Raw genomic sequence first — 14678 nt, 5'->3', positions numbered from 1 at the left:
GCACTTATGGATGCCCCACCCTGCGCCACGCGCAGGGTCTTATGCAGACCACACACGGTTGAGATCAGTGTTGTGCCCGATACAACACAACCCGCGCGTGCTGAACGTGCAAAACGAGAGGCATCCTCTCAACTACTTCTTCCCGATTGGCTGTGCCGCCCCAAAGGCGACCCAGCAACCCGTCAAAGCCTGATGACCATAGCGAGTCGGTCCCACCCCTTCCCATCCCGAACAGGACCGTGAAACGACTCCACGCCGATGATAGTGCGGATTGCCCGTGTGAAAGTAGGTAATCGTCAGGCTCCCCAGCAGCATCAGAAACCCCACCCCACAAAAGGTGGGGTTTCTGCGTTTACGTGGCGAAAAAACGCGGCGAGAAAACAGCGAGGCCACCTCACAGCCTCACTGCCTGCCGATCCGCAGTGCGTTCGCATAGCCCGTCAGTTCCAGATAAGCCCGCCCGAGATCGGCGCCATCGCGGCTCACGCGCACCGTGCCCTCCCAGTACACCGCGCCGGTAGACTGCCGCGAGTCCAGTTCCTGGTCGTCCATCAGCGGATCCAGTTGCCATGTCAGCGCACCGGTTCGCACCGACATCGACACCGGGTACGACGTGTTCGTACGCGGCGAGCGCCATGTGGTTTCTCTGCGGCACGCTGCGAATTCTCGCGAGAAGAGACGCTGCATATAAAGCGATTCGCAGCGGCCGCCAAAAAGACCGCTTGGCGGGCAACCTAACCGATTCAAACTATCATTGCCGCCCGTCGTGGCGAAACGCTCGCGAGAAGACTTGCAAACCGCGATCGGCCCACAAAAACGGGATCACCCTCAGAGCAACTCCGGCTCAACAGTCCTTCAGCGAACGCAGACCTCGTAACGATCGTTCCTCCAATGGCAGTATCGCGGCGCCTCCACTACAGCACATTGCTGCCCTTGGCTGATCCGGCGGGGCAATGCCTCGCTCAGCGACCAAAGAGAAGCGATCACACTCCACCAAGGCCCAAAAAGCCCCATCCATCCCCGCAAAACCAGGTCGTTCGCAGCCTATCTGAAATCGCCAACCTCATGAATGAAGTCAATAAGCGCACGCAGCGCCGGCGGCAAATGCCGGTGACCGGAATAGTAGAGGCATAAGCCCGGCACGGGTCTCACCCAGTCATCCAGCACCCGCTCAAGACGGCCCTCGGCCAGGTCGTCCGCCACATACCACTCGGCGAGTTGCGCAAGCCCCACGCCTTGTCGTACGGCCTCGCGCATCAAAATAGGCGCATCGAGTACCAATGTACCCGGCACGTCCATGTTGAACCTCTCGGTTCCCCGGTCGAATTCCCAAGGCGACGGCACCCCGCTTGGCAGCCGGGCGCGAATGCACGAATGCTGCAGTAGATCAGCCGGCGTCATAGGCTTAGGATGCCTGACGAAATAGTCAGCCGATCCCACTATGGCCACAGGTGTATCGGCCGTTATAGGCACGCGGATCATGTCGCCTGGAACGCGCGAACTCGAGCGCAGCCCGGCGTCGAAGCCTTCCGCAATGATGTCCACCATCCGTCCTTCGGTAACGAGATCGATGGTGATGCCGGGGTACCGCTGCAGAAATCCGATCATCACGGGCTGGAACGTCATGAGCGCCGCGCCAAGCGAACTGTTGATCCGAATGGTTCCCGTCAGCTTGTCCTCGCGCTCGCTCACCGCTGCCATTGCATCCTGGATGTGCGCTACTGCAGGTCGGATCTGATCCACGAATCGCTGACCGGCCTCTGTCAAGGAGACGCTGCGCGTAGTACGGTGAAACAGGCGCACCCCCAGTCTTGCCTCTAGGCCCGCCACCGCGTTACTCACGGCCGATGTCGACATGTCGAGATCAACTGCAGCCGATCGGAAGCCTCGCCGTCTCGCCACCGCCAGCACAACCTCGAGTTCGGTCAAACCGCTTCTGTTCATTGTTCTGGTTTCCGCGATAAGTCATCCCTGACTGCCCATATTATCAAATCAATGCCCCGCCCCCAGACTATCTGTATCCCGGCGACCGCCGGCGCTTTTGGGGAATCAATATGTGGAACATCGACAAGGCGTACATCGACGGAAAGTTCGTCCCCGTGCACGGCGACGAAGTGATTGAGACGACCAACCCATCGACGGAGCAGGTCATCGGCACCGCAACGCTGGCTAACCGTGACGACGCCAGGTGCGCAATCGCAGCCGCCCAACGCGCTCAGCAGACGCTCGCGCGCACCGGTAAAGCCGAGCGCATCGATATGCTGATGAGACTGCAGACCGCCGTTCTTGCAAGTACCGAGCGCATTCGTGACGCCACGATCGACGAATACGGCGGTCCTGTCGCGCGCGCTCAATGGGTCAGTGAATATGCGTCGCAGTGCTTCGCCAATACAGCGAAAGCGCTCGATGATTACCCGCTGACACGCCGTGTGGGAGACGCCACCGTGTTCATGGCGCCGGTCGGCGTGGCTGGCCTTATCGCGCCCTGGAACAGCACGGCCGGCACGATTTGCAGCAAGCTGGCGTCGGCGATCGCGGCCGGCTGCGCCTCGGTCATCAAGCCTAGTGAGTTGAGTCCCATCCAGACTATGGTGGTCGCCGAAGCACTGCACGACGCCGGCTTGCCGCCGGGCGTCTTCAATATTCTGCTCGGGCGGGGCGCGGACGTCGGCGACGAAATCAGCACCAATCCCGGCGTAGCGAAAATTTCGTTCACCGGCTCGACGCCGACCGGCAAGCTCATCGCCCGTGCCGGGCTTGAAACGATGAAGCGAGTCAGCCTGTCGCTAACCGGCAAATCCGCCTCCGTCTTACTGGACGACGCAGATCTCAGCAGTGCAATTCCGCTCGCATTGAACGCCGCCTTCATGAACAACGGACAGGCGTGCGTGGCCGGTACGCGGCTTCTGGTACCGCGATCCCGCCTCGACGAGGTGATCGAACAGGTGAAGGCCACGGTCGCAACCATGCGCGTTGGCGATCCGCGCGATCCATCCACCGCCGTGGGGCCGCTCGTCAACCGGGCTCAGTACGATCGCGTGCAGCGTTTCATCCGCCGAGGGATCGAGCAAGGCGCTCTGCTGGTGACGGGAGGCGAGGGCCGGCCGGCAGGACTCGACAAGGGCTATTTCGTGAACCCGACGGTGTTCGCGAGCGTACGCAACGACATGGACATCGCGCGTGAAGAAATTTTCGGTCCGGTGTTGTCGATTCTGGAGTACGAAAACGAGGACGACGCCATCCGGATCGCGAACGACTCGGTCTACGGTCTTCAGGCGTACGTCTTCTCGTCGCAGACCGGGAGGGCGGAGCGCGTCGCTTCGCAACTCGAAGCAGGCACGGTGTTGATCAACCGCATCAAGCCCGAACTTCTCGCGCCGTTCGGTGGGCTGAAGCAGTCCGGATTGGGGCGGGAGTTTGGCGTGTTTGGTCTGGAGGCATTTCTGGAGCCGAAGTCCATCGTCTCGGCGTAGTGAGGCGGAACAGGTCACACCGCATGTCCTCGCGGCGCCTCCGCGATTGCCGTGTTTGGGCGTCGCCGCTTTTCCAACAGTTGCGCGCCGTTGCGCAACCTTTCTGGAACGCAGTGCAAAAAACAGCGCGCAAAAACGCTGCGTCCGGCACTGCATATCTACCTCACGCCTGTCTGCAAGCACAGCCCGAGCTTTCCGGACAGGCATTTTCCCACCATCCAGGTTCATCTTTGCTGCATCGCAAACTTGCAAAGTGTAGTGGGTACAGTTGGCTGTCTGTAGTCAGCATCTGTACCTTTTAAAAGGGTACAAAACACCTATCATTCGCGCATCCGCTTCCAAACAGAATGAGAGCAACTGGAGAACGAAGATGATTGCGTATCCGACTCAGTCAGGTAACGCGCTGATCGAACGGCCGACGCGGGATCGTACGCATTCGGTTCGACATCCGCGGCGGTTGAGAGGGCGGGCAGGTCGCGTGGGCGCGGTGCTTCTGTTGGCGGGCCTCACTGTCTATTGTGCGCACCTGGGGGAAGCGGTTGCATGGTCCTCACTGAAAGGCGCCAGCTTGCCGCTCTTCGCAGCCGCCGTCGTCGGAATAAGCCTTGCCGTCGCGGCGACTCTTAAGGCGGCCGAACTGTTGAGCACACTGCGGCAGCTCTCTGCCGCGATAGAAGCAGACACCGGTGAAGGTACAGAGGCCATGTTGTCCGAGGACGGACCGCCGGCAATCGCCAGACTGGCTCGCGCGATCAACGCGGCCGCCCGCTATCGCGCCGGTCGTCAGGCCGAGCTGCTGCAGGTGCTCGCCGCCTATGCGCACGATCAGCGCACGCCGCTGACACGCATGGGCATGCGCTGCGAACTGCTCGAAGACTCAGCGGTACGCGACGCATTGCAGCGCGATCTCGCGGAGATGGCCCAACTGGTCGAAGCCAGCGTGTCTTGCGCGAAGATGCAATGCAGCGTCGGCGAGCGGACACAGCGGGTCGACGCGGACAATCTGCTGGGCACACTGGTCGGCGATTACCGCGACGCCGGGCGCACCGTGGCATTGGAGGGGAGCGTGGGGCGTCCGCTCGTCACCTGTCCGCATGCGCTGCGCCGTGTGCTGATGAACCTCATCGACAACGCGCTCCGGTACGGTGGCGACGCGCGCCTGTGTGTCCGCGTCGAAGCTCGCCAGCTTGTGCTGGCCGTAGTGGACTCCGGGCCCGGCATTCTGCCTGCGCAAATGGACGCAGTGTTTGCGCCTTGGTACAGGTCTCCGGAGACATCCGCGCGTGCGCCGGGTTCAGGACTGGGGCTCGCGATCGCACGGCGTTTGACGCTTGCGATGCGCGGCGAACTGCAACTGGAAAACCGCTGCGCAGGCGGCCTCGAAGCGCGGCTCACCTTGCCACTCGCGACCGCCTGAATAACCTGGCATAAAAATCGCCCCTTCGTTTCTGCAGGCAGGGCTTGCATACTCAATCGACACCCGGAACAGGTACACCGCGAACCCCGGTTCGCACACGCACCTCTCGCGTTCTTCGGAGACACGTTCCAACGGTGCGTCACCGGATACTTTCCGATACCGGGCCGACACATCCGGGATACATTTCGCGCTTCTAATGGACACATGGCGCGAGGTTAGCAAGGTCGAGAAAGCACTCGACGCAATACGTGCCCAGGCACATCGTAGTTGCAGTGATGGTTCTTGCAGTGACAGTTCGATAACTCAAACGAGTCTCTCTCATACTTCAAAGGATCAAATCATGAAACTTCGACATCTCGTCGTGAGCAGCGGCCTCGCGATCGCCGTCGCCGCATTCGCGTACACGCCGGCCTTCGCGGCGGACGCGGCAGCTGCCGCGTCGGACAGCACCGCAGCGACCAGCAAACCGGCGCCGACCAAGAAGTCGGTTCGGGCAGCTAATCGTGCCTTCTCCAAGACGGTCCATAAGGCGATCTTCAAGACCAAAGGTCTCGAACAGTCGACGATCGCCGTTTTCGGCGATGCAAAGACGGGGCATGTGACGCTGTCCGGTCAGATCGAAAGCGAGGACCAGGAAGGTATTGCGGTCAACGCTGCAAAGAAGGTGCCGGGCGTGACCTCGGTCAGCAGCAAGCTGACGCTGCGCGAGCAAGGCGGAGGCTGATACACCAGGCGACACATGGCGCAGCGTCTGAACGGATAACTGCGCCGCACGTGTCGTCACCGGCAAGCCTCGGGCCGTTTCGCACTATGTCCACGCACGCTACTGGAGATGGATCGATGACCGTACCTTCCAAAGACCATATCGTGGTTCGCGCGCTGCTGAACGTGCTCGATCCGTCCGCCGAGCAACTCGACGCGTGCGCGAAAAAACCTTTCGTGAAGCTCAAGAAGCGCGGCGTCAATGCGTGTGCGCCCGCCGCCGACGACAATCGCCGCGTGGTGGGACGGCCAGCCAACATCGTAGTGGTCGAGCGCCTGTCGGCGTGCACGATTAGCGTCTCGTGGAGCGACGCGTGTTCCGGCCGCTACACCGAACAGATCTGGTGCAGCGGTCTCGCTCACGTCGCCGCCGTCTGCGCGCTGACGGGCCGCGCGATCCATCGCGGCGATCAGGTGTTTCGTCCACGCACACGTGAAGTGCGTGTGCCGCCGAATCGCCATCAGATGATTCTTGCCGCGACTATCGGTCATCGCGCCGACCTGGCAATCGCGGGAACGTGACACTACTGGTTTTTGAAGCCCGACGCTCGCGGCTCGCGTCTTCGTGAGCGCAGCAGAACGAGCTTCGGTTCAACCAGTCATGCGGATTCTCCCAATGCGCCCATTCAGCGCCTTTTTCGTGCTCATCGGCACCTTGCTAGCAGCGGGCGGGTACGGAGCAACGTTTTTCCTTTCGATGCATTTCCGCTCGATGGGAGGGAACGACCTCGACACCGGACTGGCGCTTGCGGAAGCGACAGTTGGCACGCTCGTCGGAGTCCCGCTGGTGGGCTGGTTCGCTCAGCGCATCGGCGCCGCTCGCACGACCGCTCTTGCGGCGTTGTGCATCGGTTTGGGCGTGGCGGGGTTTGCGTTGATCGACCGCATGAGCGGTCTGAGCGTATTTCCAGGCTTTCTCGTGGGATTCGGCTGGGGCGCGTTCTGTCTTGCTGCGCCGATGGCGCTCGCGGAACGCACGAGCGATACGGACCGCGGCTTCTGGTTCATGCGTTTCGGCACGATCCAGATGGCCGGCATCGGTGGATGTCCTGCCGCGGCCGCGTTCGCTATTCGTTCGTGGCATTGGCCGCTTACGAGCGTGCTCTATCTCGTCGGTGGTTTGTGCGCGCTCGCCGCGCTGATGCTCGAAGTTTTCGGCCGGATCTCGCCGCATTCGTCGGCGTCACCCGTGCAGGAGCGCTGGCTGCGTCAGATAGGCGCTATCAGCCGAACGCGTGCGGCTTATCCGATTGTGATGATCTCGCTGTGCGCCTGCGTTTTCTCAGGCTTGATGACGTTCCAGATGTCTTTCGTGCAAGGCACGCATGCACAGGCGGGTACCTTTTTCAGCCTGTATGCGGTGACCGTCGTGGCCGCCCGCTGGCTGCTGACGCGCGTCGTGATCCGGCTACATCGCGCAGTCGCGACGAAGCTGCTGCTTGGCATCATGGTGCTCGGCATCGCAGCGATGTCCGCGGTGCCGTACTACACCGGGTTCCATGCGGCGAGTGCCGTGTTGCTCGGGACCGGTTACGGTCTCGTCTATCCGACCATTCAGGCGCAGGCGGTCAACGACTCCGCCGCGATGCACCGGCCGGCCGCGTTGACGTGGTTCGTCGTCGCGTACTTTGTCGGCACGTTTGGCTTTCCGGCGATCGGCGGCTGGGTGCTCGTTCATCTGGGCAAGATCGCTTTGATTGCGCTGATCGCGATATGTGGCCTCGCGGCGCTCATGCTCGCGATCATGCGTGACAAGCATGACAGGCACAGCATTGGGCCATTTGCTGGGGCTTGAATAGCCACGGGTTGCGAGTGCGCCGCGTTAAGGCGCAAGCGCGCGCAACGCATTGACGAATCGTTCGTCGCTGAGATAAGCGACGTTGAACCGCGAGTATGCCGAGACGCGTTCCGAAGCAGGCGAGAAAACGGCGCCGGGCGCGAGAATCACGCCGCGCTCCAGCATTGCCTTCGCGAGTTTCATTGAGTCGGTCCATTCGGGCAACGAGGCCCACAAGTACATGCTTTGCTCGCTTTCCTTGAAGATCTCCGCGCCCAGCTTTTTGAGCGCGGTTTTTGCCGTTGCGGTTGCGCGCTTCAATTTTTCCTGAAGTTGATTCGTATGCCGAAGGAAATGGCCGTCGCTGACAATGGCCGCGAGCGTCCGCTCGCTGTATTCCGAACTGCTTACGTGAATGAGCATTTTTACGTCGGCGAGATCGCTCGCGAGCGCCGCATTGCACGCGAGAAAGCCGACGCGCAATGCCGCCGAGACGGACTTCGAAAAGCTGCCCACATAAATGGTGCGGCGCAGTTGATCGAGTGTAGCGATACGTGTCAATGATCGTGGCCGCAGGTCGGCGAAAGCGTCGTCTTCAACGATGACCATGTCGTGTGTTTCGGCAAGTTGCAGAATGCGATACGCCTTCGCGGCGCTCGTGTCCGTGGCCGTTGGATTATGTCCGACCGATTGCGTGAAGAACAGCTTCGGCCGGTACTCGATCATGCAGCGCTCGAGTTCCGCGAGATTCGGTCCGTCCACTTCGCGCGGCACGCCGATGATATTCGCGCCGCTCAGTTTCAGTTTGCCGAACAGCGGGTAGTAGCCAGGGTCGTCCACGAGTACGGTGTCGCCGGGCCGCACGAAATAACGCAATACGAGATCCATGGCCTGATTGGCGCCATGCGTGAGAACGATCTGTGAAGGCGCGGCCTCGATCTCATAGCCGGAGAGCTTCTGTTGCAGCGACTGGCGCAGCGGCAGATAGCCGTAGCGGCTGCCATAGCGAAATAGCGACGCGACGCCGGTGCGCACAACCCGCTGATGGTACTGATCGAGTCGAGTCGCTTCGAGCCATTCGATAGGCGGAAAGCCTTCGCCCAGATTGAGAACGTCGGGCTTGACCTGTAATTGCTCCCGCATTAACCAGACGGTATCCATCGCGCGATCGAGCACGCCGCTTTCTTCTGCTTCAGTCGCGGCTCTTGCTCTTTGCGCGACATAAAAACCGGAGCCCCGCCGAGGCTCGATCAGTCCGCTCGCGGTAAGCATTTCGAATGCGCTGATCACTGTGTTCTTCGAACAACCGGACGCATCAGCATATTCCCTGATCGAAGGAAGTTTGGCGCCCGCCGGAATCACGCCTTCTTCAATCTGTTTGGCGAGATTGTCTGCCATGGAACTCGACAGACTCGCACTTCTACGCAAGCTCATTAACGCGACTCCGGCGGGATATAAAAGTGTCACTGGTACAGCGATTCAACTGTAAGCACCAACTGTACCTTTTAAAGGGGTACGGTCCGCCTATTATTGATCCTTTAATTCATAGTCGCAAGCACGAATGAACGCGGCGACCGTAACCCCGAGGACAGTAATGGCTATTGATTCGACGCTGCCGAATTTCCGTTCACTCAACCCGCAGGAGCGTCTCGCTCATATCTGCAAAGCGGTCGGTCTGGATGACGCGCAATATTCGCAATTGGCAAAGCCCGGCGCGTTGCCGCTCGAAACGGCGAATGGAATGATCGAGAACGTGATCGGTACTTTCGAATTGCCGATGGCGGTGGCCGGCTACTTCCAGATCAACGGCAAAGACGTCATCGTGCCCATGGCAGTGGAAGAGCCGTCCATCGTCGCGGCGGCTTCGTTCATGGCGAAACTTGCGCGAGTAAGCGGCGGTTTTCAGACGTCGAGCACCGGACCGCTGATGCGCGCACAGGTTCAGGTGGTCGGCGTGAGCGATCCCTACGGCGCGAGATTGGCGATCCTCAAACACAAAGACGAATTGATCGGCCTTGCGAATAGCCGCGACAAAGTACTCATCGGCTTGGGTGGCGGTTGTCGCGACATCGAAGTGCACGTGTTTCCGGACACGCCGCGCGGTCCGATGATAGTCGCGCATCTGATCGTCGACGTGCGCGATGCGATGGGCGCGAACACCGTCAATACGATGGCCGAGTCCATCGCGGAACGGGTGGAGCAGATAGCCGGCGGCAAGGTGCGTCTACGCATTCTGTCTAATCTCGCCGACTTGCGGCTCGCGCGTGCTTCCGTACGCTATTCGGCGGACACGCTCGCTACAAAAGACTATTCCGGTGAGGAAGTGATCGACGGTGTGATCGACGCGTATCTCTTCGCCGCGATTGACCCTTATCGCGCGGCGACGCATAACAAGGGCATCATGAACGGCATCGATCCGGTGATCGTCGCGACCGGCAATGACTGGCGCGCAGTGGAAGCGGGTGCGCATGCGTATGCGACGCGCGGCGGCCGTTATACGTCGCTCACAACGTGGGAAAAGGCGCAGAACGGCGACCTCGTCGGCACGATCGAGATGCCCATGCCGGTCGGACTCGTCGGCGGCGCTACGAAGACGCATCCGCTCGCGCGTCTCGCACTCAAGATCATGGACGTGAAGTCGGCACAGGAACTCGGCGAGATTGCAGTCGCCGTTGGCCTTGCACAGAACATGGGTGCTTTGCGCGCGCTCGCAACGGAGGGCATTCAACGTGGCCATATGACCTTGCATGCACGCAACATCGCTTTAGGTGCGGGCGCAACGGGTGACGATGTTGACTGGGTAGTCAAGCAAATGATAAGTTCGGCGGACTTCCGCACGGACTTCGCAATAGAAGTTCTACAGCGTCCGCGACATGCATGACATCTGCGCGGATACGAGTTTGCCGGGGCCGCAATCGACGGTCCTCGCAAAGCGAGACGGCGCTCTGCCGGCACCGGCTATTCCGTTGTACCGGCGCGCCGCGAACATCGCGCCAATAGTGAACGCGCAAACGCGCGCCGATTCGCAACCACGCGGAGTACTTTCCCGCTATATGACTGAGCTTTCGCTGTCACGTGTGAGCTGCGCTTGCTTGAGCAGCGCACATCGTGCGTGACATCTTCGCTGATTAAATTAGACGGAACCTAACCGCAACTCGAAGGCCCACGGCGATGTTCTCGCCGTGCATGAGGCGTCGCGAGGCGCACTCCCAGAATAAAACATCTTGGTCAGGAGACAGACATTGAAATCATCCAGTGCCAGTGCAGCGACGGCCGCCGGCGACGGGTCGGGCATTCACGCGCACGTCGACGCGTCCACCTTCAAGCTTGCCGAAGTATGGGGCGACACCGTCGATCTCCGCCATCTGGCGTGGTCGGTGGCCTTAGGCGTGGCAATTAGCGTCGCCGCGTTCGAGGCGGGCAAAGCGGTGCTGTCGTCCGCTGTCAGCGACGCGGCCATTGTGCGTGCCTACGCAATGCTGATCGGCCTGGGCGGATGCCTCGCGGCGGGCGCGCTCAGTGCGTTCTTTTTCAAACCCAAGCGCGTGGTGACCGACCACACGGTTGGCGAATCGGACCGCCAGCATGTGTTGAAGCAACTCGCTGAAGAAGGAGGCGGCATCGGATCGATCGCCGATCTTCCGCCAAACGCTGCGGCCGAATTAAAAGAGTTGGGACTCTACGATCTGTTCGCCGCATACGAGTTATCCGAGCAAGCCGCGCAAGCAAAGGGAGAACGCTGATGGACTCGCTGATCCAACAGTTTCCGATGGCCTTGGCAATGGGACTGCTCGGCGCTGTCGTCTTCGCGGCGATCGGCCTTGTTTCCGGCACCGACGAAACGACCACGATCGCACCGTTGACCTTGCTGGTTGCATTGCTCGGCGTGCCGCCAGCCGGCGTATTCACGTTCTTCATGGCGGGCGCGGTTGCCAAGCACATGACCCACGCCATCCCCACCGCATTGCTGGGCATTCCCGGCGACACGATGGCCGCGCCGCTTCTCCAGCAAGCCGCGATGCTGCGCTCGCTTGGTGTGCCTCATATCGCGTTGCGCAAGATGATTTCTGGCGCGATCGTGGCGGCATTCGTTGCATTGCCCTTCGCCGTGCTGTTCGCCGTCATGCTCGCGCCTTTCGGCAGTCTGATCACGCGCGCCGCGCCGTGGGTGTTTCTGTTCGCGGCGGTTTGCATCGCGTACTTTTCGGCGGGACGGTGGGCTTCGGTGCTTCTACTGATTCCGTTCGTGTTGCTGATAGTCGGATTGCAAACGCTCACGCGCAGTCACGGCGTCAACCTGAGCGTCAGCTATTTTCTCGGCATTGCAATTGGCCCGCTGATTGCCGACCTGTTCTCGATACTCTCACCGGTCGAACGCCGACGCATGCGTCGCGACCACGTGTCGAACTTTGCGCTCGCGCCGGACCTGAAAGGGTGGAGCGGTTACTTTCCGAATCCGCTGAAAGTACTCGACCGGCAACAGACGGCATACACGGTCGCGACGGCGGCGGTATCGAGCGCTACCTTCGTGTTCAGTCCGGTCGCGATGACGGTACTGATGGGCGAGATAGTCGGCGCGCGAATCCGTCATGCGTACCATCGTTTGACGACGGTCATTGCCGTGCGTAACGGCGTGACCGAAGCCACTTACATTGCGGAAGCGCTGATCCCGCTGATCGCGTTCGGACTGCCGCTCAGTCCGGTGGCCGCGGGTCCTGCCGCGCCGCTCTTCAATGCGCCGCCGCGCTTCACCGTGAACACGGCGACCGGCCACATCGACAACCTTCACACGCTGATGACGACCTGGCAGTTTCTCGTCTTCGGTCTGTTGTCCATCGTGCTGGCCGCGTTGATCGCTTATCCGCTCGCGATGAACTATGCACACCGCGCCGCTTCTTTTGTCGCGCGCAAGCTGAGTCACGAGGCGATTATCGCGACGTTCTCCGGGCTGATCGTGGTGATCGGTCTTTGGGAAGGGCAGTTGCTGGGCCTTGCCGTGATTCTCACGGTCGGGCTGTTTGGCGGATTGCTGTCGCGTCTGTTTGCGTTCAATGCGGGCGTCCAGTTCATGGGCTATTACGCCGCCGTGCTGAGCGTGCCCGCGATCATCAAACTCTTCTAACAGAACACGCGCTGCGCGCCTGCTGCGATGACTTCGAATCGCCAGCAGGTCAGCCGCGCCGGGCGCGCATCAAGCGGTAGGCGAAACAGAGCTCAGGAACTGGTGAATTTCGGAGACAACCGCCGCGCCGTCGCCCACTGCGGCGGCGACGCGTTTGGCCGAAGCCGCCCGCGCATCGCCGATCGCGAACACGCCCGGCACGTTCGTCTGCAAAGCGAAACAGGCCGTTTCCGGCCGCACTCCCGCGGTATAGCCCGTTTTGACGAAGCCGCGTTCGTCGATCTCGACGCTGCAATCGCGCAGCCAGCGTGTGTTGGGATCCGCGCCGGTGAACAGGAACAGGTGGCGCGTGGCGACACAAAGCGGCCCGTCAGGCGTATCGCAGACGACCGATTCGAGTCCCCACTGATCGCTCGTGACCGCCGATACGACCGTGTTCGTATGCAGCACGATATTGCCAAGCGACGCGATGCGATCGATCAGGTAACGCGACATGCTTTTCGCGAGATCGTCGCCTCGAATCAGCATATGAACGCGGCTCGCATGCGAAGCGAGGAATACCGCCGCCTGACCCGCCGAGTTGCCGCCGCCAATCAGCACGACCTCGGCGCCCCTGCACAAACGCCCTTCGACGGACGACGCCCAGTAGTAGACGCCGCGTCCGTTCACCGCGTCGAGCCCGGCAATCACGGGTTGCCGGTATGCCGCTCCTGTTGCGATGACGACCGTGCGCGATGCGATCCGCTGTCCGTCTTCGAGCGTGAACTGCAGCGGCGTTTGTGCGCAATCGAGCGTCTCCACTCTCGCGGGCATTACGATTTCCGCGCCGAACTTAACGGCCTGAACGAACGCGTTCGCGGCCAGTTCGTGGCCCGACACGCCGGTGGGGAAGCCGAGATAGTTTTCGATGCGTGCGCTCGCGCCGGCCTGGCCGCCCGGACCATGGCCGTCGAACACGATCACCGACAGACCCTCCGACGCGGCATATACCGCCGCGGCAAGACCCGCCGGCCCCGCACCGACCACGGCGACGTCATATGTGCGGGCCGCGTCGACGTCGAGCAGAAGGCCGAGCTTCGCGCACAACTCGCGTGCGTCGGGGTTGCGCAATAACGTGCCGTCCGCAAGCATCACCACGGGATAATCGTTTTCACCGCCGCCCACACTCGCGAACAGTTCGCGCACTGCGGGATCGGTGTCGGGGTCGGCGACCGAATACGGATGATCCAGCCGATGCAGCAAGCCTTCGAGCGCGACCAGATTCATGTCGCCCGCGGGGCCGATAAGCACCGGCCCGCAACCTTCATGCACGAGACCGAAGCGGCGCAGAATCACCGAGCGCATGATCGTCTCGCCGATGTGCGCGTCGGCGACCAGCATCGCGCGAATCTGTTCGGGCGGAATCATCAACGCTTCGACGTCGGTGAGCGCGAGCCCGTCCGCGAGGGCGGGCTTGCCGCTCAACTGCGCGACTTCGCCGAGGAACTGGCCGGCGCTCAATTCGGCGATGACCTGCGAACGGCCGAGGCCGTCGCGCCGCGTGAGCCGGGCTTGTCCGCTAAGCAGCACGCGCATGCCGAGGCCCGGCTGTCCCGTGCGAAACATCACATCGCCCGCGTTCCAATGTTCGAGCGTGCCGAAGCGCAGCATTTTGCCGATGTCGGTTTCGCTGAAACGTGGATAGAGGTGATCGCGCGGCGCACCGAGCGATGCGGGAAGGCGCGGCGCCGATGTGTGTTTGCTGCTTCGATCGTGGTTCATCGGATACCTTTCCTTGCGCGCCGGCCGCGCGTCGCCCGGCGCGCAACGCGGATTGGCGGGCAGGCAATCATGCCGCCGGCCACAGCGACGGTCAAGACAAACGAAGGTATGCCCGCACACACATGGCCCGTCCACCGGCAGAAGGTCTTCGGGCCCGGTTCCTAAGCTCGACTGACCATATTCGACGGCCTTGGCTCATACCTACATATGATGGCACTCCGCGCCTCGAACGATATGCTTCTATCACGGGCGATGACGGCGAGCGACTTCCTTTCATCCGACATGCTCGAATGAACCAGCCGCCTTCACACGGCGACCAGATGCCTGCTGCGAAGACCGTCGAAACGCTCGTGCGATTTGAACGCG

General features: G+C 61.5%; 12 protein-coding genes and 1 rRNA gene. 9 read left to right on the top strand and 4 right to left on the bottom strand.

Annotated elements, in window-relative coordinates:
* Positions 1-188 precede the first annotated feature (188 nt).
* Positions 189-302, top strand: a 5S ribosomal RNA gene (gene rrf / locus SB753_RS33830).
* Positions 303-402: 100 nt separating this feature from the next.
* Here the strand turns inward: rrf and SB753_RS33825 are convergent.
* Positions 403-747 (bottom strand): lipocalin family protein, encoded by a 345-nt coding sequence (locus tag SB753_RS33825; RefSeq protein ID WP_410804339.1) that lies wholly within the window; start codon positions 745-747, stop codon positions 403-405.
* 297 nt (positions 748-1044) lie between these two features.
* Positions 1045-1944, bottom strand: a complete 900-nt coding sequence (locus SB753_RS33820; protein WP_410804337.1) for a LysR family transcriptional regulator — start codon at positions 1942-1944, stop codon at positions 1045-1047.
* A gap of 110 nt (positions 1945-2054) precedes the next feature.
* Between SB753_RS33820 and SB753_RS33815 the strand changes: the two genes are divergently transcribed.
* From SB753_RS33815 to SB753_RS33795, 5 genes are all read left to right on the top strand, one after another.
* Complete coding sequence (locus SB753_RS33815) at positions 2055-3473, top strand: aldehyde dehydrogenase family protein (RefSeq protein WP_410804335.1); 1419 nt, start codon at positions 2055-2057, stop codon at positions 3471-3473.
* Between the two features lie 370 nt (positions 3474-3843).
* A complete protein-coding gene (locus tag SB753_RS33810) occupies positions 3844-4890 on the top strand; it encodes a sensor histidine kinase (RefSeq protein WP_410804332.1) in 1047 nt (348 codons plus the stop codon).
* 340 nt (positions 4891-5230) lie between these two features.
* Positions 5231-5614 (top strand): BON domain-containing protein, encoded by a 384-nt coding sequence (locus SB753_RS33805; RefSeq protein ID WP_088174973.1) that lies wholly within the window; start codon positions 5231-5233, stop codon positions 5612-5614.
* Between the two features lie 116 nt (positions 5615-5730).
* Positions 5731-6174, top strand: coding sequence for a DUF3331 domain-containing protein (locus tag SB753_RS33800; RefSeq protein WP_020070068.1), 444 nt, complete (start codon positions 5731-5733; stop codon positions 6172-6174).
* A gap of 94 nt (positions 6175-6268) precedes the next feature.
* A complete protein-coding gene (locus tag SB753_RS33795; protein WP_033379692.1) occupies positions 6269-7447 on the top strand; it encodes an MFS transporter in 1179 nt (392 codons plus the stop codon).
* A 27-nt stretch (positions 7448-7474) separates the two neighbouring features.
* On the opposite strand, the gene SB753_RS33790 is transcribed toward SB753_RS33795, so the two are convergent.
* Entirely contained in the window at positions 7475-8863 is a 1389-nt protein-coding gene (locus SB753_RS33790) for a PLP-dependent aminotransferase family protein (protein ID WP_410804329.1), read from the bottom strand.
* Between the two features lie 160 nt (positions 8864-9023).
* On the opposite strand from SB753_RS33790, the gene SB753_RS33785 reads away from it, so the two are divergent.
* The 3 genes from SB753_RS33785 (at position 9024) to SB753_RS33775 (ending at position 12551) form a co-directional block, all read left to right on the top strand.
* Entirely contained in the window at positions 9024-10310 is a 1287-nt protein-coding gene (locus SB753_RS33785; protein ID WP_087751604.1) for a hydroxymethylglutaryl-CoA reductase, degradative, read from the top strand.
* Positions 10311-10671: 361 nt separating this feature from the next.
* Positions 10672-11172: a hypothetical protein gene (locus SB753_RS33780; protein ID WP_020070063.1), complete on the top strand. Its 501-nt coding sequence runs from the start codon at positions 10672-10674 to the stop codon at positions 11170-11172.
* Entirely contained in the window at positions 11172-12551 is a 1380-nt protein-coding gene (locus SB753_RS33775; RefSeq protein WP_020070062.1) for a tripartite tricarboxylate transporter permease, read from the top strand. Before SB753_RS33780 ends, SB753_RS33775 begins: the two co-directional genes overlap by 1 nt.
* Positions 12552-12620: 69 nt before the next feature.
* Here the strand turns inward: SB753_RS33775 and SB753_RS33770 are convergent, their stop codons facing one another.
* Positions 12621-14312, bottom strand: a complete 1692-nt coding sequence (locus SB753_RS33770; RefSeq protein ID WP_410804326.1) for an FAD-dependent oxidoreductase — start codon at positions 14310-14312, stop codon at positions 12621-12623.
* Positions 14313-14678 lie beyond the last annotated feature (366 nt).

Source organism: Paraburkholderia sp. SIMBA_053 (assembly GCF_046534895.1).
GTDB classification, from domain to species: Bacteria; Pseudomonadota; Gammaproteobacteria; order Burkholderiales; family Burkholderiaceae; genus Paraburkholderia; species Paraburkholderia caledonica.
This window is presented reverse-complemented; position numbering and strand designations above follow the sequence as displayed.

Coding starts and splice junctions, on each gene's coding strand:
- SB753_RS33815 (WP_410804335.1), top strand. CDS start 2,055: ATGTGGAACATCGACAAGGCGTACATCGACGGAAAGTTCGTCCCCGTG.
- SB753_RS33800 (WP_020070068.1), top strand. CDS start 5,731: ATGACCGTACCTTCCAAAGACCATATCGTGGTTCGCGCGCTGCTGAAC.
- SB753_RS33820 (WP_410804337.1), bottom strand. CDS start 1,944: ATGAACAGAAGCGGTTTGACCGAACTCGAGGTTGTGCTGGCGGTGGCG.
- SB753_RS33770 (WP_410804326.1), bottom strand. CDS start 14,312: ATGAACCACGATCGAAGCAGCAAACACACATCGGCGCCGCGCCTTCCC.
- SB753_RS33785 (WP_087751604.1), top strand. CDS start 9,024: ATGGCTATTGATTCGACGCTGCCGAATTTCCGTTCACTCAACCCGCAG.
- SB753_RS33805 (WP_088174973.1), top strand. CDS start 5,231: ATGAAACTTCGACATCTCGTCGTGAGCAGCGGCCTCGCGATCGCCGTC.
- SB753_RS33810 (WP_410804332.1), top strand. CDS start 3,844: ATGATTGCGTATCCGACTCAGTCAGGTAACGCGCTGATCGAACGGCCG.
- SB753_RS33790 (WP_410804329.1), bottom strand. CDS start 8,863: ATGAGCTTGCGTAGAAGTGCGAGTCTGTCGAGTTCCATGGCAGACAAT.
- SB753_RS33795 (WP_033379692.1), top strand. CDS start 6,269: ATGCGCCCATTCAGCGCCTTTTTCGTGCTCATCGGCACCTTGCTAGCA.
- SB753_RS33775 (WP_020070062.1), top strand. CDS start 11,172: ATGGACTCGCTGATCCAACAGTTTCCGATGGCCTTGGCAATGGGACTG.